General features: G+C 70.6%; 23 protein-coding genes. 12 read left to right on the forward strand and 11 right to left on the reverse strand.

The annotated features are described in order from the left end of the window. Window positions 1-13 precede the first annotated feature (13 nt). Complete coding sequence (locus OG975_RS25610; protein ID WP_406331703.1) at window positions 14-568, forward strand: Uma2 family endonuclease; 555 nt, start codon at window positions 14-16, stop codon at window positions 566-568. Window positions 569-585: 17 nt separating this feature from the next. Here OG975_RS25610 and OG975_RS25615 read toward each other — a convergent pair whose 3' ends face one another. Together OG975_RS25615 and OG975_RS25620 are read right to left on the reverse strand one after the other, a co-directional pair. Continuing rightward, complete coding sequence (locus OG975_RS25615) at window positions 586-1,101, reverse strand: DUF3592 domain-containing protein (RefSeq protein ID WP_406331704.1); 516 nt, start codon at window positions 1,099-1,101, stop codon at window positions 586-588. Window positions 1,102-1,225: 124 nt separating this feature from the next. After that, window positions 1,226-1,930 (reverse strand): sulfite exporter TauE/SafE family protein, encoded by a 705-nt coding sequence (locus OG975_RS25620; protein ID WP_406336459.1) that lies wholly within the window; start codon window positions 1,928-1,930, stop codon window positions 1,226-1,228. A gap of 207 nt (window positions 1,931-2,137) precedes the next feature. On the opposite strand from OG975_RS25620, the gene OG975_RS25625 reads away from it, so the two are divergent. Further along, on the forward strand, window positions 2,138-2,635 hold the full coding sequence (locus OG975_RS25625) for an SgcJ/EcaC family oxidoreductase (protein ID WP_406331705.1): 498 nt from the start codon (window positions 2,138-2,140) through the stop codon (window positions 2,633-2,635). On the opposite strand, the gene OG975_RS25630 is transcribed toward OG975_RS25625, so the two are convergent. Beyond that, entirely contained in the window at window positions 2,601-3,938 is a 1,338-nt protein-coding gene (locus OG975_RS25630; RefSeq protein WP_406331706.1) for a sensor histidine kinase, read from the reverse strand. The two genes, OG975_RS25625 and OG975_RS25630, sit on opposite strands and share 35 nt — an antisense overlap. Beyond that, window positions 3,935-4,624 carry a response regulator transcription factor gene (locus tag OG975_RS25635; RefSeq protein WP_406331707.1) on the reverse strand — a complete coding sequence of 230 codons (690 nt, stop codon included), beginning with the start codon at window positions 4,622-4,624 and terminating at the stop codon, window positions 3,935-3,937. The genes OG975_RS25630 and OG975_RS25635 overlap by 4 nt, the downstream gene beginning before the upstream one ends. Before the next feature lie 258 nt (window positions 4,625-4,882). On the opposite strand from OG975_RS25635, the gene OG975_RS25640 reads away from it, so the two are divergent. The 4 genes from OG975_RS25640 (at window position 4,883) to OG975_RS25655 (ending at window position 9,449) form a co-directional block, all read left to right on the forward strand. Next, window positions 4,883-6,175 (forward strand): aspartate kinase, encoded by a 1,293-nt coding sequence (locus OG975_RS25640; RefSeq protein WP_327430413.1) that lies wholly within the window; start codon window positions 4,883-4,885, stop codon window positions 6,173-6,175. Further along, window positions 6,175-7,251 (forward strand): aspartate-semialdehyde dehydrogenase, encoded by a 1,077-nt coding sequence (locus OG975_RS25645; protein WP_406331708.1) that lies wholly within the window; start codon window positions 6,175-6,177, stop codon window positions 7,249-7,251. The genes OG975_RS25640 and OG975_RS25645 overlap by 1 nt, the downstream gene beginning before the upstream one ends. 468 nt (window positions 7,252-7,719) lie before the next feature. Next, window positions 7,720-8,295 carry a SigE family RNA polymerase sigma factor gene (locus OG975_RS25650; RefSeq protein WP_330310217.1) on the forward strand — a complete coding sequence of 192 codons (576 nt, stop codon included), beginning with the start codon at window positions 7,720-7,722 and terminating at the stop codon, window positions 8,293-8,295. Then, entirely contained in the window at window positions 8,292-9,449 is a 1,158-nt protein-coding gene (locus tag OG975_RS25655) for a hypothetical protein (protein WP_406331709.1), read from the forward strand. Before OG975_RS25650 ends, OG975_RS25655 begins: the two co-directional genes overlap by 4 nt. A gap of 108 nt (window positions 9,450-9,557) precedes the next feature. Here the strand turns inward: OG975_RS25655 and OG975_RS25660 are convergent, their stop codons facing one another. The 3 genes from OG975_RS25660 to OG975_RS25670 all read right to left on the reverse strand — a co-directional run bounded on the left by OG975_RS25660 (window position 9,558) and on the right by OG975_RS25670 (window position 11,704). After that, a complete protein-coding gene (locus tag OG975_RS25660; RefSeq protein ID WP_406331710.1) occupies window positions 9,558-10,394 on the reverse strand; it encodes an SURF1 family protein in 837 nt (278 codons plus the stop codon). 44 nt (window positions 10,395-10,438) lie between these two features. After that, window positions 10,439-10,813 (reverse strand): nuclear transport factor 2 family protein, encoded by a 375-nt coding sequence (locus tag OG975_RS25665; protein WP_406331711.1) that lies wholly within the window; start codon window positions 10,811-10,813, stop codon window positions 10,439-10,441. 66 nt (window positions 10,814-10,879) lie between these two features. Next, window positions 10,880-11,704, reverse strand: coding sequence for a class I SAM-dependent methyltransferase (locus tag OG975_RS25670; protein WP_406331712.1), 825 nt, complete (start codon window positions 11,702-11,704; stop codon window positions 10,880-10,882). Window positions 11,705-11,774: 70 nt separating this feature from the next. Here OG975_RS25670 and OG975_RS25675 point away from each other — a divergent pair, with 70 nt between their 5' ends. Next, window positions 11,775-13,622 carry a prolyl oligopeptidase family serine peptidase gene (locus OG975_RS25675; protein WP_406331714.1) on the forward strand — a complete coding sequence of 616 codons (1,848 nt, stop codon included), beginning with the start codon at window positions 11,775-11,777 and terminating at the stop codon, window positions 13,620-13,622. A 298-nt stretch (window positions 13,623-13,920) separates the two neighbouring features. Here OG975_RS25675 and OG975_RS25680 read toward each other — a convergent pair whose 3' ends face one another. Both OG975_RS25680 and OG975_RS25685 read right to left on the reverse strand, forming a co-directional pair. Then, window positions 13,921-15,846 carry an NAD-binding protein gene (locus tag OG975_RS25680; protein ID WP_406336461.1) on the reverse strand — a complete coding sequence of 642 codons (1,926 nt, stop codon included), beginning with the start codon at window positions 15,844-15,846 and terminating at the stop codon, window positions 13,921-13,923. A gap of 168 nt (window positions 15,847-16,014) precedes the next feature. Further along, window positions 16,015-16,512 (reverse strand): winged helix-turn-helix transcriptional regulator, encoded by a 498-nt coding sequence (locus OG975_RS25685; RefSeq protein WP_381263139.1) that lies wholly within the window; start codon window positions 16,510-16,512, stop codon window positions 16,015-16,017. Window positions 16,513-16,865: 353 nt separating this feature from the next. Between OG975_RS25685 and OG975_RS25690 the strand changes: the two genes are divergently transcribed. From OG975_RS25690 to OG975_RS25705, 4 genes are all read left to right on the forward strand, one after another. Further along, on the forward strand, window positions 16,866-17,705 hold the full coding sequence (locus OG975_RS25690; RefSeq protein WP_406331715.1) for an NUDIX domain-containing protein: 840 nt from the start codon (window positions 16,866-16,868) through the stop codon (window positions 17,703-17,705). A 304-nt stretch (window positions 17,706-18,009) separates the two neighbouring features. Beyond that, on the forward strand, window positions 18,010-19,062 hold the full coding sequence (gene pyrB, locus OG975_RS25695; protein WP_406331716.1) for an aspartate carbamoyltransferase: 1,053 nt from the start codon (window positions 18,010-18,012) through the stop codon (window positions 19,060-19,062). 298 nt (window positions 19,063-19,360) lie between these two features. Continuing rightward, window positions 19,361-20,044, forward strand: a complete 684-nt coding sequence (locus OG975_RS25700) for a hypothetical protein (RefSeq protein ID WP_406331717.1) — start codon at window positions 19,361-19,363, stop codon at window positions 20,042-20,044. A 152-nt stretch (window positions 20,045-20,196) separates the two neighbouring features. Further along, window positions 20,197-20,964: a flavodoxin family protein gene (locus tag OG975_RS25705; protein WP_406331718.1), complete on the forward strand. Its 768-nt coding sequence runs from the start codon at window positions 20,197-20,199 to the stop codon at window positions 20,962-20,964. An 88-nt stretch (window positions 20,965-21,052) separates the two neighbouring features. Here OG975_RS25705 and OG975_RS25710 read toward each other — a convergent pair whose 3' ends face one another. Beyond that, window positions 21,053-21,898: an SDR family oxidoreductase gene (locus OG975_RS25710; protein WP_406331719.1), complete on the reverse strand. Its 846-nt coding sequence runs from the start codon at window positions 21,896-21,898 to the stop codon at window positions 21,053-21,055. Between the two features lie 92 nt (window positions 21,899-21,990). Next, entirely contained in the window at window positions 21,991-22,758 is a 768-nt protein-coding gene (locus OG975_RS25715; RefSeq protein WP_406331720.1) for an SDR family NAD(P)-dependent oxidoreductase, read from the reverse strand. 148 nt (window positions 22,759-22,906) lie between these two features. On the opposite strand from OG975_RS25715, the gene OG975_RS25720 reads away from it, so the two are divergent. Further along, a complete protein-coding gene (locus tag OG975_RS25720; protein ID WP_406331721.1) occupies window positions 22,907-23,866 on the forward strand; it encodes a helix-turn-helix domain-containing protein in 960 nt (319 codons plus the stop codon). Window positions 23,867-23,982 lie beyond the last annotated feature (116 nt).

Consider the following 23,982-nt stretch of genomic DNA (forward strand, 5'->3'; position numbering starts at 1 on the left):
GGACCGGCGCCAGATGTCCGTCGAGGAGTTCGAGGAACTGGCACGGAGGGCGCCGGAGTCTGTGTGGCTGGAGTTCATTGCTGGGAGGTTGGTGGTCAAGCGTGGCCCGGACGGGAACCGGAGTGAGATCGTCGCCCGGTTGCAACGGGTCCTTGCACAAGCCGACTTGGGCCTGTGGCTCTACGCGTTTCGAGGCTTGCGTGTGGAGGCCGACGGAGCGGGTCGGTTCCGCGTTGACGGCGCGCTCGCTCCGGACAAGCACTTCGCGGGACACGGCGAGTGGTCCGATCCTTGTGGCGTGCTCATGGCTGTTGAGGTCACCGCCGGCGACGCGGACACGGACCAGCACAACCGCATCGAGAAGCCCGACGGCTACGCCGCCGCAGGCATCCCCGTCTACCTCCTCATCGATCGCGACGACTGCTCGGTCACCGTCTTCACCAACCCGGAAGACGGTCGCTACCGTCGACAGGTGAAGGAGCCCTTCGGGGCCGCCGTCACCATCCCCGAGCCTGTAGGCCTCACCCTGGAGACCGAGGCACTCAAGGAGTTCGTGGACCGACGGTGAGCGGGCCGAGGGCCTGTTCAAGCAGGCCTGCGCTGCGGCCACGCCGCGACGCCACCGCTGATCCCCGCGCCGAGCGCGACGAGCCCGATGGTCAGTGCGATCCAGTGGTGGGTCGCCAGGTCGAGGACCCCCTGGTCCAGGGCGCCTTCGGCCTGTGCCAGGTCCGGGTGTGCGGGGTCGTAGACGACCGTCGTCGCCACCCGGCCCTCGGCGTCCCGGTGGCCGTCGGGGACGTAGAGGGAGCCGTCGATCGTCTCTTCCGGCTCGTCCACGGGGTCGCCGGAGGTGTCGTTGAAGTCGAGCCACACCGAGGACGTGTCGCAGGTCGTGTCGTGCACTCCGGAGGAGCAGGTGGTGGAAACGGTGGCGTGAGCCGTTGTGTGGCGCCCGTGCTCGCGCAGGCTCGCCAATTCCTGGTAGCCGTCGTGGAGTTGGCGAATCTGGATCGTCAGCAGCAGAACCCCGAACAGCGCCAACGTGACCGCGGCCGCCGTCGGCCACCACCGGCTCAGCCGACTCAGCACACTCTCCACGGGACGACTCTCGACCGGACGACTCTCCACCGGAATTCCTTCCTCAGGGCCGTTGCGTTCGCCTCGGCTCCGCGGCGGCACCGTAATCGATGCCGTCCCCGGTCATCACGGCGGGGCGGCGCGGTCACATCCCCCACAACCCCTTCCCCAAAGCCGTCACCCCGCCCGTCAGCGCCAGCAACAGCACCAGCCACCGGGCCTGTTTCTCCGGCACCCGCCCCGCGAGCACCCTGCCGATCCCGGCGCCCACCGCCATCCCCGTCACCACGAGGGCCCAGCGCGAGACGCCGAGGTGAGGCACCCCGTTCGCGGCCACCGAGAACGCGTTCACCACGACCCCATAGAACTGCGCGTTCGGCACGAACTCCCGTACCGTCCAGCCGGCGTTGAGCGCGTACAGGGACACCGGTGGTCCGCCCACCCCCGCGGCGGAGTTCATGAACCCGCCCGCCGCCCCCGCGGCCACCGCGCCCTTGGTCCCGCGCAGGGCCGGTACCCGTGCGCCGCGCATGACCAGCGCCACGGCGACGGTCACCAAGGCGCCCATGAACACCAGGAGCGCGGGCTCCGGCAGCCGCCGGGCCAGCCAGGCCCCCGCCGGGACCGTGCAAGCCGCCGCCACGCACAGCGGCACCATCGCGCGTGGCCGTACCCGCCGCCATCCGCCCGCGAGCCCTACGACGCTGATCGCCCCGGCGGCGCAGTTGGCGAGGACGACGCCCTCGGCCGACCCGAGCAGCAGGACGAGCGCGGGTACGGCGACGAGCGCGAACCCCATCCCGGTGAGCCACTGCACACAGGACCCCACCAGCACGATGCCGCACAGCATCAACTCACCTGTCACGGAGGGATCTTGCCCCGCAGGTCGCCGCGCACGCGACGCACCCCCAGTGCGTAATACCCGTACTACTCCACGTGAGTTGGACGGGAGTTGGATCAGCCCTGCACGTCCCCTGGGCAGCCCCTAACCCGCGCCCCGCGAGGCTGGAGTCGCTCCCACCGCAGCGGAGCAGCCCCCACTCGCACTGGAGACTTCGTGAAGCCCCAGATACGCAAGCGTGCCGTGATCGTCGCCGCCTCCGCCCTCGTCGTCACCAGCGTGGGTGTCGGGGTCAGCCAGGCCGGTCCGGAGTACCGGGACGCGCCGCCCACCAAGGCGCGGATCGCCGCGCTCTTCGACGGCTGGAACGACGCGCTGCAGACCGGCGACCCGGAGAAGGTGGCCGACCGCTACGCCTCCGACGCCGTGCTTCTGCCCACCGTGTCGAACCGGATCCGGACCGACCACGCGGAGATCGTCGACTACTTCGAGCACTTCCTGGAGAACAAGCCGGTCGGCAAGAAGATCGAGACGATCGTCAACGTCCTCGACAAGAACTCCGCCATCGACACCGGCCTGTACGAGTTCACGCTCACCGACCCGGACACCGGCGCCCAGCGCGTCGTCAAGGCCCGCTACACGTACGAGTACGAGAAGCGCGGCGGTGAGTGGCTGATCGTCAACCACCACTCCTCGATGATGCCCGAAGGCTGATCGCCACGCACAGCCCGACGCCATGGGGGTGCCCCCGGTCGAGCGAAGCCGAGACTGGGGGAGCGTCCTTGAGGGTCACGGTTCCGCCGTCGTCGGTCACCAGCTGCTTGACGATGGCGAGGCCGAGCCCGGACCCGGAGCGCCCGGTCAGGCCCTGACCGCGCCAGAAGCGGTCGAAGGCGCGGGACTTCTCCGCGTCCGACATGCCGGGTCCCTGGTCGAGGACCGACAGCACGACCTCGTCGGAGCGGGCCTGCACCCGCACGGTGATCGTCGAGCCGTCCGGGGAGACCTCCAGGGCGTTCGACAGGACGTTGTCCAGTACCTGGTCGAGGTGCCCGGGGCTGGCCAGCACGAGCGACCGGTCGCCGGGTTCCCCCTCCCGCGCGATGGTGACACCGCGCTCCTCGGCGGCCGGTCTCCACACCGCCAGCCGGTCCTCCACCAGCTCCCGCAGCGGCAGCGCCTCCGTCGCGGACACCTTCGCCTCGGCCCGCGCGAGGACCAGCAGGCCGTTCACCAGTCGGCTCATCCGGACCACTTCGGCCGTCGCCTGCTCGATGTCCTCGCGTACGAAGTCGTCCTCGACGCCGTCCGCGATGTTGTCCAGCGACAGCCGCAACGCCGTGAGAGGCGTACGGAGTTGGTGCGAGGCGTCGGCGACGAAGATCCGCTGGGAGGCGACGAGGATGTCGAGGCGTTCCGCGCCGGAGTTGAGGGTGCGGGCCAGTTGCTGGGTCTCCGGGGGGCCGGTGACGGGTGAGCGGGCGGTGAGGTCGCCGTCGCCGAAGCGGGTCGCCATGTCGTTCAACTGGCGCAGGGGGCGGGTGAGCCGGCGTGCCACGAGCGCGCCGAGGCCCGCCGCCACCGCGAGTACGCCCACGGCCAGCACCGCGCGGAAGCCCCAGATCCGCCAGAGCCGTGACGTCAAGTCCGAGGTGGGGTAGGTGACTTGTACCGCCCCCACCGTCCGGCCGTCCTGCTTCGCGGGAGCCGTCACCTTCAGCTCGCCGCCGCCCCAGTGCGCCGTGGTCCGCCCGTCCGCCGGCGCTTCGGAGGCCGGGAGCACGTGCACCGCGCCGGGAGTCTCCGCCGCGTACGCCGCGGACATCCGGGTCAGCGCCGCCCGTGACGCCGCGTCCCCGTCCGCCAGCAGCAGCGCCATGGTCCGGGCCTCCCGCCGTACGGACTCCTCGGTGTCCCCGCGCAGCTGCGCGGTCAGGGTGAAGGCCACCGGCACGGTGAACGCCGTCAGCGCGACGGCCACCAACAGGACGTAGCTGACGATCAGTTGCCGGATCATCCCGAGGACCCGCCGCCCGGCTCGGCGATCTCCAGTCGGAAGCCGACTCCCCGTACCGCCTCGATGGTGAGCGCCCCCGCCAGCTTCCGCCGCAGCGCCGCCACATGGACGTCCAGCGTCTTCGTCGGCCCGAACCAGTTCGCGTCCCAGACCGCTTCCATGATCTGCTCGCGCGACATCAGCGCGCCCGGCTCCTCGGTGAGGAACGCGAGCAGGTCGTACTCCTTGGGCGCGAGGGCCACTTCCTCGCCGTCCAGTCGTACGCGGGCGGCCTTGCGGTCGATGGTGAGGCGGGAGCCGTAGCGGTCGGGGCCGGCGGTCGCGGGGGCGGGCGGCTGTACGCGGCGCATCACCGCTCTTATCCGCGCGATGACCTCGCGGACGCCGAAGGGCTTGGAGACGTAGTCGTCCGCGCCGATCTCCAGGCCGACCACCCGGTCCGTCTCGTCGCTGCGCGCGCTGATCACGATGATGGGGATCCCGCCGCGCGCCCGCAGCGCCTTGCAGACGTCGAGGCCGTCGGTGTCGGGCAGGCCGAGGTCGAGCAGGACGACGTCGTACGGCCCCTCGTGTGCCAGCGCCGCGCCGCCCGTGGTCACCCACTCGACCTCGAAGCCGTAACGCAGCAGTCCGCGCCGGAGCGATTCGGCGACCGGCTCGTCGTCTTCCACCAGGAGTACGCGCACAGGCGAACCCTAGTGCTTGAAAATTAAGTCACGCCTGTCGCATGTGACCCGGCCCACTTCCGGCGTGTTCGGGGCCGTCTGCGGGCAGGTGCCGTCCCGGAGCGGCCGGAGGACCCGGTTGGCCTGACATCCCCGGGGTGATCACGTCGTGAGCGGGACATCTCACGATGCGATACCCCGAAAGGGAATTCCGGCCGCTCGTTAGACTGAGCCGACCGCAGTTGTGCGGTGCAGAGACGGACTGAGCGAGGAGCGCACGTGGGCCTGGTCGTGCAGAAGTACGGAGGTTCCTCCGTAGCCGATGCCGAGGGCATCAAGCGCGTCGCCAAGCGGATCGTGGAAGCGAAGAAGAACGGCCACCAGGTGGTCGTGGTCGTTTCCGCGATGGGCGACACGACGGACGAGCTGATCGATCTCGCCGAGAAGGTGTCTCCGATGCCTTCCGGTCGGGAATTCGACATGCTGCTGACCGCCGGAGAGCGGATCTCCATGGCACTGCTGGCCATGGCGATCAAAAACCTGGGCCACAGCGCCCAGTCGTTCACCGGCAGCCAGGCAGGCGTCATCACCGACTCGGTCCACAACAAAGCCCGGATCATCGACGTCACCCCGGGCCGTATCCGCACCGCGCTGGACGAGGGCAACATCGCCATCGTCGCCGGGTTCCAGGGCGTCAGCCAGGACAAGAAGGACATCACCACCCTCGGCCGCGGCGGCTCGGACACCACCGCCGTCGCGCTCGCCGCGGCGCTGGACGCCGAGGTGTGCGAGATCTACACCGATGTGGACGGCGTGTTCACCGCCGACCCGCGGGTGGTGAAGAAGGCGAAGAAGATCGACTGGATCGCCTTCGAGGACATGCTGGAGCTCGCCGCGTCCGGCTCCAAGGTGCTGCTCCACCGCTGTGTGGAGTACGCCCGCCGTTACAACATCCCGATCCATGTGCGCTCGTCCTTCTCCGGACTCCAGGGCACCTGGGTCAGCAGCGAACCGCTCGTTCAGAAGACACAGCAGCAAGGGGACCAGAAGGTGGAGCAGGCCATCATCTCCGGTGTCGCTCACGACACCTCCGAGGCCAAGATCACGGTCGTCGGCGTGCCGGACAAGCCGGGCGAGGCCGCTGTCATCTTCCGCGCCGTCGCCGATGCCGAGATCAACATCGACATGATCGTGCAGAACGTGTCCGCCGCCTCCACCGGTCTGACGGACATCTCCTTCACCCTCCCCAAGACCGAGGGCCGCAAGGCCATCGACGCCCTGGAGAAGGCGAAGGCCGGCATCGGCTTCGAATCGCTGCGCTACGACGACCAGATCGGCAAGATCTCCCTCGTCGGCGCCGGCATGAAGACGAACCCGGGTGTCACGGCCGGGTTCTTCGAGGCGCTCAGCGACGCCGGGGTCAACATCGAGCTGATCTCGACCTCGGAGATCCGTATCTCGGTCGTCACCCGCGCCGACGATGTGAACGAGGCCGTGCGCGCCGTGCACACCGCCTTCGGCCTCGACTCCGACAGCGACGAAGCCGTCGTCTACGGAGGCACGGGCCGCTGATGGCTCCCACCGGGTCTCGGACCGGGCGCCCGACGCTCGCGGTCGTGGGAGCGACCGGGGCCGTCGGCACGGTCATGCTTCAGATCCTGTCCCAGCACGCGGACATCTGGGGCGAGATCCGTCTGATCGCCTCCCCGCGCTCGGCCGGCCGCAAGCTGGCCGTGCGCGGCGAGGAGGTCGAGGTGGTCGCCCTGTCGGAGGAGGCCTTCGACGGGGTCCACGTCGCGATGTTCGACGTACCGGACGAGGTGTCGGCGCAGTGGGCGCCCATCGCCGCCGCCGAGGGCGCGGTCGTCGTCGACAACTCCGGCGCCTTCCGGATGGACCCGGACGTCCCCCTGGTCGTCCCCGAGGTCAATCCGCACGCCGCGCGTGTGCGCCCGCGCGGGATCATCTCCAACCCGAACTGCACGACCCTCTCCATGATCGTGGCCCTGGGCGCGCTGCACGCCGAGTTCGGGCTGCGCGAGCTGGTCGTGTCCAGCTACCAGGCGGTCAGCGGCGCGGGCCGCGCGGGCGTCGACACCCTGCGCCGCCAGATGTCGCTCGTCGCCGGTACGGAACTGGGGACCAGCCCCGGTGACGTACGACGGGCCGTGGGCGACCAGACGGGGCCGTTCCCGGAGCCGGTGGCGCTGAACGTGGTGCCGTGGGCCGGGTCCCTCGCCGAGGACGGCTGGTCCTCGGAGGAGATGAAGGTACGCAACGAGTCCCGCAAGATCCTCGGGCTGCCGCACCTGAAGGTCGCCGTGACGTGCGTACGCGTCCCCGTCGTCACCACGCACTCCCTGACCGTCCACGCCCGCTTCCAGGACGAGGTCACCGTCGCCAAGGCGCGGGAGATCCTCGCCACCGCCCCCGGGGTCGTGCTGTTCGACAACCCCGCCGCCGGTGAGTTCCCCACACCCGCCGATGTGGTGGGCACCGACCCGACCTGGGTGGGCCGGGTGCGCCGGGCCCTCGACGATTCGACCGCCCTCGAACTGTTTGTGTGCGGCGACAACCTGCGCAAGGGTGCTGCATTGAACACCGCTCAGATCGCGGAGTTGGTGGCGGCGGAGATCATCGGGGCGTAGGTTCGACGTTCTGGACGTGCGGCGGTTCCGCAGGTTCTGCGCTGCGGATGTCCGGCAGCCGGAATCTCGGTGGCCGTCGGGGGATTCGTTTGTAGGATCTGTGTGACTTCTGTGGTCGGAGTAATGGTCCGGACCACTTGAAACGAACCCGCTCAACGTTCGAAGATTTCCCTCCCCGTCCTCCGCAACCGTGCGGAGGGCGGGGAGCGTCTTTGCGGTCGCCATTCAGGGGGCGTCCGAGCGGTATGGCATATGGGTCATAGGGGATGAGCTGGTACGCATGAGGGCATTTGACGCACAGTCAATCGGGGTGCCTGACGCAAAAGCGATGCCTGATGCGTACAACCCTCTCGGGGGGACGCGTGTCCAACAGGCGTGGCAGAGGTACTCGAATTCACCGCGGTCCAGACGAGGGGCACAGCCCTGCGTCCACCCCGCCGACTCCGCAGCCCCGGCGCGCCCGGCGGCATGCCGGTGATCGCGCCGATGCCCGCAGCGCGGCCGGCCCGCATACCGAACCAGCGCGACGGCGCTGAGGACAGCCTGGCGGCGGGTACCACCGTCGACCATCTGACCGAGACCTACCGCGCCCACTACCGGTCGCTCCTGGGTCTCGCGGCGCTCCTTCTCGACGACACCGCCTCCTGCGAGGACGTCGTCCAGGAGGCCTTCATCCGGGTGCACTCGGCGCGCAAACGCGTCCGCGACCCCGAGAAGACGCTGGCGTATCTGCGCCAGACCGTCGTGAACCTCTCGCGCTCCGCCCTGCGCCGGCGCATCCTCGGCCTCAAGCTCCTCTCGAAGCCGATGCCCGACATGGCGAGCGCCGAGGAAGGCGCCTACGACCAGTTGGAGCGCGACGCGCTGATCAAGGCCATGAAGGGACTCCAGCGCCGCCAGCGCGAGGTCCTGGTCCTGCGCTACTTCGCGGACATGACCGAGGCCCAGGTCGCCGAGACGCTCGGCGTCTCGCTGGGATCGGTGAAGGCGTACGGCTCGCGCGGCATCGCGGCGCTCCGGATCGCCATGGAGGCCCCGGCATGAGCGAGCGACGTGGCACCCACGACCGACACGAGCCCTATGAGTGGCACGAGCCGATGCACCGGCGCGCGCCCCACGAAGACGAGCACGAGCTGCATGCTGGGAACGGAACTGTGAACCACGGCCCCGACGGACACGGCCCTCATACCCCGGGCCCGGACGCACTGGGCCCCGGAGGGCTCGGCTCGGACGAGCTGGCGCTGCGGCGGCTGCTGCACCAGGCCGTCGACGAGATCGAACCCACCGACGGCACCCTGGAGCATCTGCGCCGCGCGGTTCCGGCCAGACGAGCCCGCAAGCGCCAGGCCGTGGTCGGCATGGCCGCCGCCGCGCTGTTCATCGGCACGGCCGTCCCGGCCCTGGTGCACGTCTCGAACTCCACCGGTTCGAACGCCGACCCGTCCATCGCGGCCAACAGCTCGCAGGCGCAGGGCGGCGCGAGCTCGGGCAAGGGCACGGACGGCGGCGACGGGAAGGTCGCGGGCGGCTCCTCCGGCACGTCCCAGGACAAGGGCAAGGACGGCCAGAAGGGCACGCCGGACAAGGGCAAGAGCACCGGCGGCGGGGCCACCACGGGCGGAGCGGATCCGACGGCCTCGTCCGTGACCGCGACGGCCTGTACGGCGACGCAGCTCGGCGGGGCCACCGGCGCCGTCGCCGCCCCGGACTCCACCGGCGCGGTCTACGGCTCCTTCACCGTCTCGAACGTGTCCACGGCCGCCTGTACGGTCACCGGCGCGGGCACCGTGACCGCGACCGCGCAGGGTGCTGCGGACGCCGCCAAGATCGGCGTGGCGACCCATGTGTCGGGCGACGCGGCCACCGGGCTGCCGGACCCCTCCACGGAGGTCACCTCCCTGGTGCTCCAGCCGGGCGCCTCGTACGTGGTCAAGTTCGCCTGGGTTCCCTCGGAGACCTGTCCGACCGTCTCGGAGCCCTCACCGGACCCGTCCCCGACGGAGACCACGGACACCGGCACCACCGACACCGCTGGCAGCAGCGGCACCTCCGCCCAGCTCGTCACGGAGGACGGCGTGGCCGACGGCAGCGTCGTCGTCTCCGGCACGGCGGCGACGGGCTCGGCCACGGCGGCACAGACCGTGTCCAACGCGTGCGCGGGCACGGTGTATCACACGGGGATCCTGGCGTCGTCCTGAGTGGAGGGGTGGCGGGGCGGGTTCCGCGTCGTTGTGGGGCGGGGCCGTGCCGGCACGGCCCCTTCGGTGCGTCGCCGGGTGCGGGTGCGTCGTCGTACCGGGCGACGATTACGCGGGGGCGTTCTCGCCCTCGGTCCGCGGTTCGGTCTGCCGGTCGGCCCGCTCCTTGGAGTCGATCGACTCCTCTGACTCGGCCGGGGCCAGGCCGAGTGCCGCGTCCCGTGCGAACTCCACCTCGCGGCGCAGCAGCCGGAACCACATGAAGACGACGAAGCCCGCGAAGACGAACCACTCGCCGGTGTAGCCGAGGTTCTGGAACGCCTTCAGGTCCAGGCCGGTGTTCTGCGCGGCGGTCGCGGGTACGGCCTTCATCCCGCTGTCGGCCTTTTTGAGGGTGATCCACGCGTCGTACGGCTTGTACGGCACGAGGTTCACCAGCGACGCCGAGCTGATCGCGCCGGTCTGCCCCTCGGGAAGACCGCCGCCCACGCCGTTCGCCCCCGGGCTCTCGGACGCCTGGAGCGCACCCGTCACCGTGACCTCGCCGGTGGGCGCGGCCGGCGCCTTCGCCGAGTCCGCGTCACCGGGCAGCCAGCCGCGGACGACGGGCAGCGCCTGGCCGCCGTCGACCCGCAGCAGCGTCAGTACGTAGAACCCGCGCTTGCCGTCCAGCTCGCGGTCGGGCACGAGCAGCTGCTTGCCGTACCGGCCGGTCGCGGTGGCCTGCTTGCCGGAGGTGTTCGTGTCCACGGGCAGCAGCTCGGCGAGCGGACGGGCCGCCTCCGTCTTGGCCGCCGTGGCCTGCTTGTCCGCCGCCCGGTGGTCCTGCACCCGGTCCTCGAACCGTCCCAGCTGCCATGACCCCATGAAGATGCAGAAAGGGATGGCCAACAGCACGAAGACGTTGATCCCCCACCAGCGGGGCGTCAGCAGGAACCGGTACACGCCTTCCAAGGTACGGGGCCCGTGCGCGCGGCCGGGCCGCGGGGTCAGTACCGCTCGGTCAGGTGATCCCGGCCCGCCGGGGGCTCGTACGGCTCCGGCCAGAAGTCCGTCACCGTGGCGATGCGCCCCTGCTCGTCCGCCGTGAAGAACGTGATCGCGTGCATCTCCTCCAGGCCCACGGTGAAGTGGGTCCAGGTGACGGCCTGACCGGGCTCGGCTATGACCCGCTCGATCCTGACGTGCCAGTCGCCCGGATACTCGCGGTTGAACTCGACGTACCTCTCCCTGCCGCTGATGCGCTCGCGCGTCTGCGGCAGGGTGTAGACGACGCCGTCGGCCAGTGTGTCCGCGAACGCGGTCCAGTCCCGGGCGTCGGCGGTGGCCCAGTAGCTCTCGACTGTCTTGCGCAGATCGGTCATGCGGAAAAGTCTGCACCCGGCCACTGACAATCACCTCTGACCTGCGCAAATACCCTGAAGTCGATGTCAGGCCTTGCTCGCCTTCAGGGAGTACATGAGCGGGATGCGCGGACGGTCCGCCGGGAAGCGGTGGTACCCGTCACGTACCTCGAACGAGTCGAACCGCGGGAACAGCGAGACGTCGTGCTCGTGCAGGAACTCGATGCGCAGGCCCGCGGCGGCGAGCGCGGAGACGACCTCGCCGAGCGGGTGCTGCCACTCCACGCTGCGGTTGTTGGTGGTGGTGGCGTCCAGATCGGCGTACGTGCCGGACAGCTCGTTGATCCAGGCGTCCCGGGTGAAGTAGTCGTTGATGATCCGCGAGCCGGTCTCGTCGTCGAGGATGTCGGTGAGCGGATGGAACTCGGCGAGATAGAGGAAGCCGCCGGGGGAGAGGAGCGCGGTGACGGTCTCGGCCCAGCGCCGGATGTCGGGCAGCCAGCACAGGGCGCCCACGCCCGTATAGACGATGTCGTACGACGGATCCGGCACGGCTTCGCTCGCGTCGTACACGTCGGACGCGACGAACGCCGCGCGGTCGGTGGTGAAGCCCAGCTCGGCGGCGAGATCGCGGGCCACCTCGACGGCCGGTTCGGAGAAGTCGAGGCCGACGACGCGGGAGGCTCCGTGCCGTGCCCACGACAGGGTGTCGACGCCTATATGGCACTGCAGATGGAGAAGGGACCGTCCTGTCACGTCCCCGACCTCCGCGCGTTCGAAGTCGCGCAGGGCGTCCTTGCCCGCGCGGAAGGCGTCGAGGTCGTAGAAGTCGCTGGCGACGTGCAGCGGGACGCGTTCATCCCAGTGGGCGCGGTTGGCCTCGTGCCAGTCGGCGGGTGTCGGTGAGTACATGGCCGCGAAGTTATCCACAGGCTGGGGACCTCGCCAGCGAATTGTCGGGCGGGCCAGGCACTATGGGGCCATGACTGAGAGCAACAGGTCCATCGAGCAGCAGCAGGCGGCCATGCCCGACTGGGAGAAGCGCTTCCGCGCGCCGCGGGTGTCGCTGCCCGACTGGGCGGAGGACGCCCCGCACCGCTCCCTGTTCGTCTCGAACGCGACAGGGACGTACGAGCTGTACGCGTGGGACCGCGCGACGGGCGAGCAGCGCCAGGTCACACACCGGGCGAACGGCACGACGGACGGGGTGCTCTCGCCCGACGGAGAGTGGATCTGGTGGTTCGACGACAAGGACGGCGACGAGTTCGGCATCTGGCGCCGCCAGCGATTCTCCGGGGAGGCGGAGAGGAAGGGGAAGGGGGACGGGGACAGCGCCGACGAGCCGGCGGTCCCCGGTCTCGAACCCTCCTACCCCTCCGGGCTCGCCATCGGACGTGACGGGCGTACGGCGGTGGTGGGCCGCTCGACGGACGACGACGGCTCGACGATCCATGTGGCCCGGACCGGCGAGGCCCCCGTGGAGATCTACCGGCACCGGGAGTCGGCCGGGGTCGGCGACCTCTCGCACGACGGCTCGCTGATCGCGATCGAGCACACCGAGCACGGCGACGCGATGCACTCGGCGCTGCGGGTGCTGCGCCTGGACGGTTCGACGGTCGCGGAGCTCGACGACTCCAAGGGCGGCACGGTCGAGCTGGGCCTGGAGGTGCTGGGCTTCGCCCCGGTCGACGGGGACACCCGGCTGCTCATCGGGCACCAGCGACGCGGCCGCTGGGAGCCGCTGGTGTGGGACGTCGTGTCGGGAGAGGAGACGGACCTGGCGCTGGACCTGCCGGGTGACGTGGCGGCCGAGTGGTATCCCGACGGTTCGGCCCTCCTCATCGCCCACAGCTTCGAGGCCCGCAGCGACCTGTGGCGCTACGACATCGCGTCCCGCGAGCTGGTCAAGGTGGAGACACCGCCCGGCTCGGTGTCCGGGGCGACGGCCCGCCCGGACGGCACGGTGGAGTACCTGTGGTCGTCGGCCGCCGAGCCGTCCGCGGTCCGCTCGACGACCGGCGAGATCGTCCTCGATCCCCCCGGCCTGAAGTCCCCGGGCTCGGTCCCCGTGGAGGACGTCTGGGTCGACGGCCCGGGCGGCCGCATCCACGCCCTGGTCCAGAAGCCGGCGGGCGCGACGACTCCCCTCCCCACGGTCTTCGACATCCACGGCGGCCCGACCTGGCACGACAGCGACTCGTTCGCGGCGGGCCCGGCGGCCTGGGTGGACCACGGCTACGCGGTGGTCCGGGTCAACTACCGGGGCTCGACGGGGTACGGGCGTGAGTGGACGGACGCGCTCAAGCACCGCGTCGGCCTGATCGAGCTGGAGGACATCGCGGCGGTCCGTGAATGGGCGGTGACGTCCGGGCTGGCCGACCCCGACCGGCTGATCCTCACCGGCGGTTCCTGGGGCGGTTACCTCACGCTTCTCGGCCTGGGTACGCAGCCCGACGCGTGGACCCTCGGTATCGCCGCCGTTCCGGTCGCCGACTACGTCACGGCGTACCACGACGAGATGGAGGCCCTCAAGGCGATGGACCGTACGCTCCTTGGCGGCACCCCGGAGGAGGTCCCCGAGCGCTTCTCGGCGTCGTCCCCTCTCACCTACGTCGACGCGGTCAAGTCTCCCGTCTACATCTCGGCGGGCGTCAACGACCCCCGTTGCCCCATCCGCCAGATCGACAACTACGTCGACCGCCTCACCGCCCGCGACGCCGTCCACGAGGTCTACCGCTACGACGCGGGCCACGGTTCCCTCGTCGTCGACGAACGCATCAAGCAGGTCCGCCTGGAACTCGACTTCGCCAACAGGCACCTACAGCTGTGACCACCGGGTTCTCGCCCCCGCCGCCCCTACCCGTCCCATCCCCAGGGGCTCCGCCCCTTCGACCCCGGGATGCGTTGTGTGTCGGCTGCGGGTGGGTGGGGGTGCGCCTAAAAGATTGCGCAGTTCCCCGCGCCCCTTAAGGGGCGCGGGGAACTGCGCGAGCAACCCCCACCGTCCCGCAGCCGACTTTCAGGGGCGCGGGGAACGGCGCAATCTTTGAGGGGGGTCTGGGGGCGCAGCCCCCAGGAAGGGATGGGACGGGTAGGGGCGGCGGGGGCGAAAACCGCCCACCCGCACCCTACGTTCCGGCCCGCTCCCGAGGTCGTCGTCCCAACAGCTCCGCCAGCCCCCGCCGGGTCGCCGCCAGCACCACCCGGTCCTCGGCGCGAAGCACATACGTGGAGGGAAGGGACCACACCAGCCCCGAGGCCCGCTCGGCGGACACCGGTCCGGAGGCCTGGCGTTGGGTGTCGAGGGCGAGCACCCGCCACGCCCCCGCCCGAAACGCCTCACCCACCGTGCGCCCCTCCAACTGCGCATGCCCACCCACATCCACGGCAGCGAAGAGCAGCACCCGCCGCTCCACAGGAATCGCCCCGAGAATCTGCCGCCCCATCATGGCCCCGGCAAACGCGGGCGCGGTCAGATGCGACACGCTCCGACTCCGGGTGAGCGCATCGGGATACGCGGCACGCAGGGTGCGGTACACGGCGGTCGCGAAGTCGTCGTCGTACAACCGCAGCACCACCCGCAGATCGGGCCGCACGGTCCGCGCGTACAACGCGGCCTCCAGATTCATGGTGTCCGCGCTGGTCAACGCCAGCAGCGCATGCGCCCGATGGATCTTGGCGGCCTCCAGCACGCCCTCCTGCGTCACATCCCCCAGCACCACCGGCACCCGAAGCCGCCGCGCCAGCGCCAGCCCCCTTGCCTCCGGATCGGCCTCGACGCACACCACGGGAATGTGCAGCTCCCGCAGCCGCGCCAGCACCCGCGTGCCGATCTTGCCGACCCCGAGCAGCACCACATGCCCGGACAGCCCACGCGGCGGCTTCCGCAGCGCGGACCCGCTGCGGAACGTACCGAGCGCCTCCAGCACGGCGGCCAGCAGCACGGGCAGCAGCAGCAATCCGACGAGCCCGGAGAAGAGTTGGAGGATCTGCCGCCCGAGGGGCTGCCCGATGGCGGGATCGTTGATGGCGAAGAGATCGAGCAGCGTCAGATAGGTCGCCTGGAGTGGAGGCTCCCTGGTGACCAGCATCGACGCGACGGCGAGGCCGGCCACACACGCCACCAGCCCGGCGAACGACCACCGCAGCCGCCGCGACAGCAACGACCCGAACGGCATGATGCTGCGCCCGGCGGACAGTGCGGGTCCTGAGTACGAGACGTTCTCCAGTACGACGGTCCCGCGCCCGGTGGCGGCGGCCACCGCCCTTTCGTCGGGCAGGAGTTGGGGTCCGTGCGCCCCACTGCTCTCGGAACCGTCGGCGCCGGCGGGATCGTTGGTCGTGGCGGACAGCAGCGCCAGCGTGCACAGCCCCGGATCGGCGACCTCCCCGGGGCCGGGCGGCGGCCGCTCCACCGCGCGCAGCATCAGCCCGTCCGTCTGGACGACCTTGCTGGTGCCGGCCACGGCGGTCGCGGCCAGCGCGGGCGCGGCGGTGTCGGCGTCGGACAGCACGGTGGTGGACGCGTCGAACGCCTCGCCGTCACCCTCACCTTCACCGCCGGCTCCCGCGGCACCGGCTCCTGCTGAGGCACCCGCCGCGGCCAGCGCCGAGGCCTGGTCGAGGAGCGCTTCGATGTGCTGCCCGAGGCGCCGGTTGTAGAGCCGCAGGACCAGCCGGATCCGGGGGTTGAGCCGCCGGGCGGTGAGGGCGGCGCGGATGTTGGTCTCGTCGTCGTCGTACACGAGCGCCAGCGCGGCGGCCCGCTCGACGCCCGCGTCGGCGAACACGGCCTCGGTGAGTTCGGCGGCCTCCAACACGCGGTCGGAGCGCGGGGGTTCGGTCCGGGCGACTCCTGAGTCGCCGTTCCCGGAAGCCCGGTTCACCGCAGCGGACACCCGGTCGAACAAGGCCGTGGCCCGCGCCCGCCCCACCACCGGTGGCCGCACGATCCGCTGGGCGGGCGGCACGACCAGGGTGACCTGCTCGCCGTACACTCCGCGCAGTTCGGCGGCCAGCCGGTGTGCCAGGGCGTCGTCCCCGGCCACCATCATGTGCGCGGCGGCGTCGGCGGACGCGCTCTGAGACGGAAGGTTCCCCGGGTTCCCCACGGGAGAGAAGACTGCCGTACTGGGACGGGTGGTTCCACAGGGGCGGGCCGGTCAGTGCCAAGTGCCCATGTACGGACACGAATAGCCGGGCGCCGGGCCCCCAGGAATGCCTTACTCCCCGAACCGCTCCCGCACCTCGGCCCGTTCGGCCAGCCGCGCCGGATAGCCGGGCCCGAGCCGCGGCCGGGTGTCCTCCGCGGTCATCGCCTCGCCGCACGAGGAGCACACCACCTCGGCATGCCCCTGGTGCCCGCACCGTTCGTGCCGGAAGACGATCGGCGCGCCTTCCTCCCCGGCGAGCCAGCGGTCCCCCCAGGCGTTCATGGCCATCAGGACCCCGAAGAAATCCCGTCCCTTCGCGGTGAGCAGATACTCGTGCCGCACCGGCTCGCTCTGATACGGCTGCTTCTCCAGCAGCCCCTCGTCCACCAGCCGCCGCAACCGCTCCGCCAGGGTGTTCCGCGCGATGCCCAACGACTGCTGGAACGCGTCGAAGCGCCGTACTCCGTAGAACGCCTCCCGGAGCACGAGCGGCGTCCACCAGTCCCCGAGCAGATCCATGGTGCGGGCGATGGAACAGGGCCAGTTCGCGAAGGAGGTCCGCCTCATGCCCGCCAGGATACGGCCGGGGATCAGGGGTTCAGGTCGGTCTCCGTACGAGACCCAGCAGGCGACCGAGGCGCCATCCGAGGGGATGGCCGCCTCATCCCCAGGGACTCTGCCCCTTCGACCCCGTTCGGTTGTGTGTCGGGTGCGGGTGGGTGGGGGTTGCTCGCGCAGTTCCCCGCGCCCCTAAAGAACCGCCGGCCCGCCCCGGGTGCTTTTAAGGGGCGCGGGGAACTGCGCGACCAGCCCCCACCCACCCGCAGCCGACGAACTACCCCCGTCTTCCAGGGGCGCGGGGAACTGCGCAGTCCTTTGGGCCCCCAGGGACCGTCAGTGGCTATGGCTACGCTCCCCGCATGCACCTGCACCAGATAGTCCTCGACGCCCATGACCCGCAGGCCCTGGCCCGGTTCTGGGCATCCCTGCTGGGCGGCACGGCGGTCGCGCGGGATCGCGGAGCGGTCCACGTCGGGGCGCCGGGTTTTCCTCAACTCGCCTTCCAGCCGGTACCGGAGGGCGGGGCGGGAGGGGACTGCCGCCCCTTCGAGATCGCGGTGGCGGACATCGAGGCGACCCGCGCGCGGGCCGGTGAGCTCGGCGCCGCCACCCTGCCCCTGCCGGCCGCTGAGGAGCAGGGCTCGTTCCAGCCCATGCGGGACCCCGAGGGCAACGAGTTCCGCCTGGTCCTGGTGCCGTCCGCGCCGCCTGTGCCGCCCGCGCCGGCGGCGCTTCCTGGGGCGGTGGCCAAGGCCAGGGTGCTCTTCACCGACAGCCGTGGACGGATCCTGCTGGTGCGGTATCAGCCGAGGCGCGACGAACGGCATTGGGGGCTGCCCGGCGGCACCGTCGAGGCCGGGAGGGAGACACCCCGCCAGGCGGCCGTCCGCGAGATCCGGGAGGAGACCGGCCTGCGGTGTACTCCCGGACGGCTGCTCAGCGTCGACTGGGTGAACCGGTCGAAGGGTCGGCCCCGGATGGTGCATGTCTTCGACGGCGGGTTGGTGGAGGACAGGGACCTGACGGGGATCCGGCTTCAGGAGGCGGAGTTGGCGGAGTGGCGGATGTGCTCGCCGGAGGAGGCCGAGGCGCTGCTTCCTCCCGTGCCGTGGGGGCAACTGCGACAGTCGCTCGCCGTGCTGGCGGCTGCCGGGAGCGGTCCCGCGGAGCTCGTGGACGGGGTACCGGCGACCTCCTGAACGCGGGGCCGGTGCTCGGCACGGCCCCGGCAACGATGGCCGCCAGGTTGCCGTGGCGGATGTCCGCGCGCCCGGCGCCTCCCTCAGGAGAGGGCAACAGCGGAACATTTCGTCGGTGCGGTTGGTGGCGCTCACCGGCCGCTGAGGCCGACGTAATTCCACATTCCACCGAATGTCCGCCCCGTTGTTTCCCGCAGCGGGGCGGAACCCGATATCTCCGGTAAAACGCATGCCCCGTACACTGTCGGCGCCCCGAATGCGGAGGCCGGTCACTGCTGAACACCCAGAGGAAGCCAGATCCGTCATGTCACTCACCGGAAAGCACATCCTCTCCAGCGATCTCTTCGACAGGGACGAACTGGAGCGCCTCTTCGAACTGGCGGACGTGCTGACACCGGTGGCCCGGGGCCGGCAGGTGACCCGGATCCTAGAGGGCGCGGTGATGGCCAGTCTCTTCTTCGAGGCGAGCACCCGTACCAGGCTCAGCTGCGAGGCCGCGTTCATGCGCCTGGGCGGCGGGGTGACCACCACGACCGGCGCCGAGATCATGTCCATCGCCAAGGGCGAGTCGCTGGCCGACACCAGCCGTGTGGTCAGCGGATACTGCGACATCATCGTGATCAGGCACCCTGAGGAGGCCGCCGTTCACGAGTTCGCGGCGGCCACGAACATACCGGTGATCAACGGCGGCAACGGAGCCGGCGAGCACCCGACGCAGGCCCTGCTCGACATGTTCGCCCTGCACCGGGAGTTCACCCGCACCGGGGGCACCCTGGACGGCCGCCGGATCGCCCTGGTCGGTGACCTGCGGCACGGCCGCACCGTGCACTCGCTGATGCGGCTGGTCACCCTGTACGAGGACCTCACCATCGTCTGTGTCGCCCCCGAGCCCCTCGGGATGCCCGTCCACCTGCTGGAGCTGGCCGAGAGCCGGGGCCACACGGTCGAGTTGAGCGACCAGCCTGAGACCGGCCTCAAGGACGCCGACCTGGTGTACGCGACCCGCCTGCAGACCGAACGCTTCGCGGACCGGCCGATGCCGTACAGCGACGCCTTCCGCATCGACAAGGCGCTGGTCAGCCGGGTGTGCCGGGAGGACGCGGTGATCATGCACCCGCTGCCGAGGGACGGCCGCCCGGGCTCCAACGACCTGGCGACGGACCTCAACGACGACCCCCGCCTCGCGGTCTTCCGGCAGACCGACGCCGGAATCCCGATGCGGATGGCCCTGTTCTCCTCGGTGCTCGGCGTGGCCGACGCGGTTCCCGACTCCCTGCGCCCGGCGGCCTGGTACCGCCCCGACTACACCGGACCGGACGACGCCCCGTTCTACAAGAACATCGCCATCGCCACCTGACATTCACGGCACGCGAAAGCCCCCGGGGATTTCTCCGTGCATCGGAATCCACGTGTTTCCGTCACAATGGCGAGTACCTCCTTTCTTCTTGTGCTTTTTGAGCTTTCTTGAGCCGGTCTCCTTTCTCTGCATGCCGTTCATGAACGCGGTCTGAACGCGACCCGCGTGCCGGCAGCGAGGCCAGGTTCACGGCGATGCCTGCCGGTTTCCGGCCGATTCAGCTCCTTCGTGAATGAAGTCCGAAGCCGTCGGGGACGGGTCTTGCTGCCGTAGACCACCGACCGGAGGGTCCCCGCCCGTGCCCGCACTCATGGCCCGTATCCCGCAGGACCAGGCCGACGTCGCACGTCACCGCTTCCACGCCGACAGCTATCTGCCCCTGCCCGGGCTGCTCACCGCCGACGGCCTCGACGCGCTGCGCGAGGAGGCGCGGCGGCTGGAGAGGATCGCGCGGCGCCGCGACTTCACGATGGCGTGCATGGACGGCTCGCCCCGGCACATGACGACGCTCGGCGGCCAGGTCATCGCCCGGGAATCGCGGCTGATTCCCGACCTGTACGCGGACCCCGTGCTGCTCGACCTGCTGGGCAGCCTCACCGGCGAACGGCCCGTCCCCGTCCCCGACCCGCTCGAACGCCACGTACTCAACATCCTGCACCGCAAGGGCGACACCCACGGCGCCCACACCGACGACTACCCCTACGCACTCGTCCTGTTCCTCGAAGCGCCGGAGACCCCGGCGGACGGCGGCCTCCTCGCCCACACACCCCGGGCCGCCTCCCTCGGCGACCTGGATGCCGGGCAGGCGCGCGAGGCTCACCACCGCCCTGGGGACGCCTATCTCCTGCGCAGCGACACCACCGCCCACCGCGTCACCCCGCTCACCCGCTCCGGTGTACGCCGTACCGTGCTCAACTTCGCCTACACGACGGGCTCCGTGACACCGCGCGCGACGCCGTCGGCCCGCGAACTGTACGCGTAGTGCCCGGACCGGGTGACGATCCTGGCCCATGGGGCGCTCGTCTCCGCGTCGGGGGGCCGAGTCCAGGATCCGCGCGAGAAGCTGCTGTGGAGCCACGGCTCGGACCGGCGTGGGGGACCCGCGCCCCGGCGGTCCCGCGCGAAGGAGCCTCCATGCCCCGGACATCGCCACAGTCATCGGCGGACCCGAACCCGAACCCGAACCCGCTCGACGACTCGTACCGCTTCGACGACCTGCGTGCCCTGATCATCAACTGCACGCTCAAGCCGTCGCCTCAGCAGAGCCACACCCAGGGACTGATCGACAAGAGCCGGGCGATCATGGACGCGCGCGGGGTCGCCACGGACGTCGTACGCGCCGTCGACCACGACATCGCGCCGGGCGTCTACCCGGACATGACCGAGCACGGCTTCGCCACGGACGCCTGGCCGGCGCTGCACGAGCAGGTGATGGCCGCGGACATCCTGGTGCTGGCCGGCCCGATCTGGCTCGGCGACAACAGCTCGGTCATGAAGAAGGTCATCGAGCGGCTCTACGGCGGTTCGGGACTGCTCAACTCCCAGGGCCAGTACGCCTATTACGGCCGCGTCGGCGGCTGCCTGATCACCGGCAACGAGGACGGCGTGAAGCACTGCGCCATGAATATCCTCTACAGCCTCCAGCACCTCGGTTACACCATCCCACCGCAGGCCGACGCGGGCTGGATCGGCCCGGCGGGACCCGGACCCTCCTATCTCGACCCCGGTTCGGGCGGCCCGGAGAACGACTTCACCAACCGCAACACCACATTCATGGCCTGGAACCTCATGCACATGGCAGCCATGCTCAAGCGCGCCAACGGCATCCCGGCCCACGGCAACCAGCGCTCGGAGTGGGACGCCGGCTGCCGCCTCGACGCACCCAACCCCGACTACCGCTGAAGCGGGCGCCGGGCCGCACAGTCGGCGAACGGCTGCGCGGTCCGGACTCACCGCTGCGGCGTGAACTCACAGCCCGGACCCGGGTGTGTCAGGCGGTGGCGTCGTCGTAGGCCAGGTCGCCGCCCAGTTCGCGGGATGCCTGGGCCTGGGCGAGGAGTTGCCTGGCCTTGGCCTCGACACCTTCGATGGCGTCGGCGCCGGCGACGAAGCGCAGCGGCGGCTCGGCCTGGCCGGCGATGGTCAGCAGGGCCTTGGCGAGCTTGACGGGATCGCCGGACTGCCGGCCGCTCATGCTCTTCCACGCCGCGACGGTGGCCGTGGTGCGCTCGGCGTAGTCGTCGATGATCGGCTCGGGCCAGGTGGTGGAGGCGTCCACGAGCAGCTCGGTGCGGAAGAAGCCCGGCTCCACGACCGTGGTGCGAATGCCGTACGGCTCGACGTCGTAGCGCAGCGACTCCATCCACCCCTCCACGCCGAACTTGGAGGCGGCGTACGCGACGCAGAACTCCTGGCCGATCAGACCGGCGGACGAGGAGAGCGTGATGACGTGGCCGGCGCGCTGCTTGCGCAGGATGGGCAGGACGGCGCGGGTGACGTTCATGGGGCCGAAGAGGTTGGTCTCGATCTGCTGGCGCATCTGCGCGGGCGTGATCTCCTCGAAGTAGCCGGCGAAGAAATTGCCCGCGTTGTTGATCAGGACGTCGATGCGGCCGAAGCGGTCGACGGCGGCCTGCGCGGCGGCCTCGGCGTCCTCCAGGCTCGTGACGTCCAGCTTGGTGACCAGCAGATCCTCCTGCGGTCCGCCGAGGGCTTTCTCGACCTCTTCGGGGCGGCGGCCGGTGGCGACGACCTGGTGGCCGGCGGCGAGGGCTTCGCGGGCGATGTCCGTGCCCAGACCGCGTCCGGCACCGGTGACGAGAATGACCTTGCTCATGACGTGTTCCTTTTCGGGTGTCTATTCGGGTGTTTAGGGGGTGCAGGGGTGCTTTTCAGGTGGTGCTGGGTGGTGCTGGGCGACGGGTGACCTCAGGCCTGATCGGTCGGCATGATCCACAGCTCGCCGACGGACGCGTGGCGGGGCCGGGTGACCATGTAGGCGACGCCGTCGGCGATGTCGTCGGGGGCGAGGACCTCGGTCTGCTCGTAGAAGGTGCCGATCGCTTCGCGGATCTCGGGCTTGTGGTCGTTGTGCGAGCCCAGCTCGGTGTCCACGCCGCCCGGCTCCAGGACACCGACGCGGACGTGCCGCTGCGTGACCTCCTGGCGCAGGGACTCGGTGAAGCCGTTCACGCCGAACTTGGTGAGGTTGTAGACGCCGTAGCCGTTCCAGGCGACGCGGCCGGCGATCGAGCTGATGTTGACGATGTCGGCGACCCGGCGCGGACCGTCTTCGGCGGCCTTGAGCAGGTGCGGCAGGGCGGCGCGGGTGGTGTAGAGCAGGCCCTGGACGTTGACGGCGATCATGCGCTCCCATTCGTCGACGTCCGCGCCGACGACGGGGCCCAGGAGCATCAGGCCGGCGTTGTTGACGAGGGTGTCCAGTCGTCCGAAGTGCTCGACGGCCTGCTGTACGGCCGCTTTGGCCCGGGCACGGTCGGTGATGTCCGCCTCCACCGCCAGCGCGGTGCCGCCCGCCTTCCCGATCTCGGCGGCCAGGTCGGTCAGTCGGTCCTTGCGGCGGGCCACGAGGGCGACGGAGGCGCCGTTCTCGGCGAGCCGGCGGGCGGTGGCGGCGCCGATACCGCTGCTCGCGCCGGTGACGAGAGCGACGGTGCCGGTCAGTTTCGATGACATGTTCGATGGCATGGGGGTGTCCTGTTCTTGGTTCTCTGGATGCCGCACCATCAACAGAACCGCTTGTCATGGGAGCGTGGGAGTCCCTGATGAGGGGGTCCCTGAGAGGGACCCCCAGCCCTGCGGCAGCGCTCGTAGAGTGGGGCGCATGGCAGGCAGAAACGACCCTTACGGCGCCAGCCGCGACATTCGTGGTGATTTCCGCGCGGAGATCCGGGAATTCCTGGGCACGCGACGGGCCAGGGTCACCCCCGAGCAGGCCGGACTGCCCGTGTACGGCGGAGACCGCCGGAGGGTCACCGGGCTGCGCCGGGAGGAGGTAGCCCTGCTCGCGGGCATCTCCAGCGAGTACTACACCCGGCTGGAGCGCGGCAACGCCACCGGCGTCTCCGAGAGCGTCATCGACGGCATCGCGCAAGCGCTGCAACTCGACGAGGCCGAGCGGATCCACCTGCTCGACCTTCTGCGCGGCGCCGGCACGACCCGCCCGCCACGCCGCCGGCCGGCCCAGCAGCGCGTCCGGCCCGCGGTGCGGCGCGTCCTCGACTCGATGACCGGCACTCCCGCGTTCGTACTCAGCGGACGCCTGGACATCCTGGCCGCCAACCACCTCGGGCGCGCGCTGTTCTCCCCGGTCTACGCCGACCCGGTGAGGCCACCGAACAACGCCCGGTTCGTCTTCCTCGACCCGCACGCGACCGAGTTCTTCCGCGACTGGGACGAGGTCGCGGGCGACACGGTCGCCATGCTGCGCGCCGAAGCCGGCCGCGACCCCTACGACCGGCGGCTGACGGACCTGATAGGGGAACTGTCCACCCGCAGCGAGGACTTCCGTCGCCGCTGGGCCGCCCATAACGTCCGGATCCACACCACGGGCCTGAAGCGCCTCCACCACCCGGTCATCGGCGACCTCGACCTGCCGTTCGAGACCTTCCCGCTCGGAGCGGACCCCAGCCAGTTCCTGCTCGCCTACACCGCCGAGCCCGCGTCACGTTCGCAGGACGCCCTGAACCTGCTGGCCAGCTGGGCCGCGACCAACGACGGCATCGACGAGTACGCGTCGGCCAACGACTCCGAGCCGGCCGAGTCGGCCGAGACCCCCGACTGATGGCCGAAGCACCGCGCACCGCACTCAGCGTCTGACGGCGGTCGGCGGTCGCTCCGCACGCGCACCGCACACCGACGTGCCCTCCGGCGCCGGAGGCCCTTTACCGGCGGCGTCAA

It is taken from the genome of Streptomyces sp. NBC_00203 (assembly GCF_045206325.1).
GTDB classification, from domain to species: domain Bacteria; phylum Actinomycetota; class Actinomycetes; order Streptomycetales; family Streptomycetaceae; genus Streptomyces; species Streptomyces lutosisoli.

Bases quoted from the DNA above. Each gene is read 5' to 3' on its own strand.
- OG975_RS25620 (WP_406336459.1), bottom strand. From the start codon at position 1,930: ATGCTGTGCGGCATCGTGCTGGTGGGGTCCTGTGTGCAGTGGCTCACC.
- OG975_RS25645 (WP_406331708.1), top strand. From the start codon at position 6,175: ATGGCTCCCACCGGGTCTCGGACCGGGCGCCCGACGCTCGCGGTCGTG.
- OG975_RS25630 (WP_406331706.1), bottom strand. From the start codon at position 3,938: ATGATCCGGCAACTGATCGTCAGCTACGTCCTGTTGGTGGCCGTCGCG.
- OG975_RS25720 (WP_406331721.1), top strand. From the start codon at position 22,907: ATGGCAGGCAGAAACGACCCTTACGGCGCCAGCCGCGACATTCGTGGT.
- OG975_RS25670 (WP_406331712.1), bottom strand. From the start codon at position 11,704: ATGTACTCACCGACACCCGCCGACTGGCACGAGGCCAACCGCGCCCAC.
- OG975_RS25680 (WP_406336461.1), bottom strand. From the start codon at position 15,846: ATGATGGTGGCCGGGGACGACGCCCTGGCACACCGGCTGGCCGCCGAA.
- OG975_RS25710 (WP_406331719.1), bottom strand. From the start codon at position 21,898: ATGAGCAAGGTCATTCTCGTCACCGGTGCCGGACGCGGTCTGGGCACG.
- OG975_RS25675 (WP_406331714.1), top strand. From the start codon at position 11,775: ATGACTGAGAGCAACAGGTCCATCGAGCAGCAGCAGGCGGCCATGCCC.
- OG975_RS25650 (WP_330310217.1), top strand. From the start codon at position 7,720: ATGCCGGTGATCGCGCCGATGCCCGCAGCGCGGCCGGCCCGCATACCG.
- OG975_RS25685 (WP_381263139.1), bottom strand. From the start codon at position 16,512: ATGAGGCGGACCTCCTTCGCGAACTGGCCCTGTTCCATCGCCCGCACC.
- OG975_RS25610 (WP_406331703.1), top strand. From the start codon at position 14: ATGTCCGTCGAGGAGTTCGAGGAACTGGCACGGAGGGCGCCGGAGTCT.
- pyrB (WP_406331716.1), top strand. From the start codon at position 18,010: ATGTCACTCACCGGAAAGCACATCCTCTCCAGCGATCTCTTCGACAGG.
- OG975_RS25705 (WP_406331718.1), top strand. From the start codon at position 20,197: ATGCCCCGGACATCGCCACAGTCATCGGCGGACCCGAACCCGAACCCG.
- OG975_RS25715 (WP_406331720.1), bottom strand. From the start codon at position 22,758: ATGTCATCGAAACTGACCGGCACCGTCGCTCTCGTCACCGGCGCGAGC.
- OG975_RS25690 (WP_406331715.1), top strand. From the start codon at position 16,866: ATGCACCTGCACCAGATAGTCCTCGACGCCCATGACCCGCAGGCCCTG.
- OG975_RS25665 (WP_406331711.1), bottom strand. From the start codon at position 10,813: ATGACCGATCTGCGCAAGACAGTCGAGAGCTACTGGGCCACCGCCGAC.
- OG975_RS25655 (WP_406331709.1), top strand. From the start codon at position 8,292: ATGAGCGAGCGACGTGGCACCCACGACCGACACGAGCCCTATGAGTGG.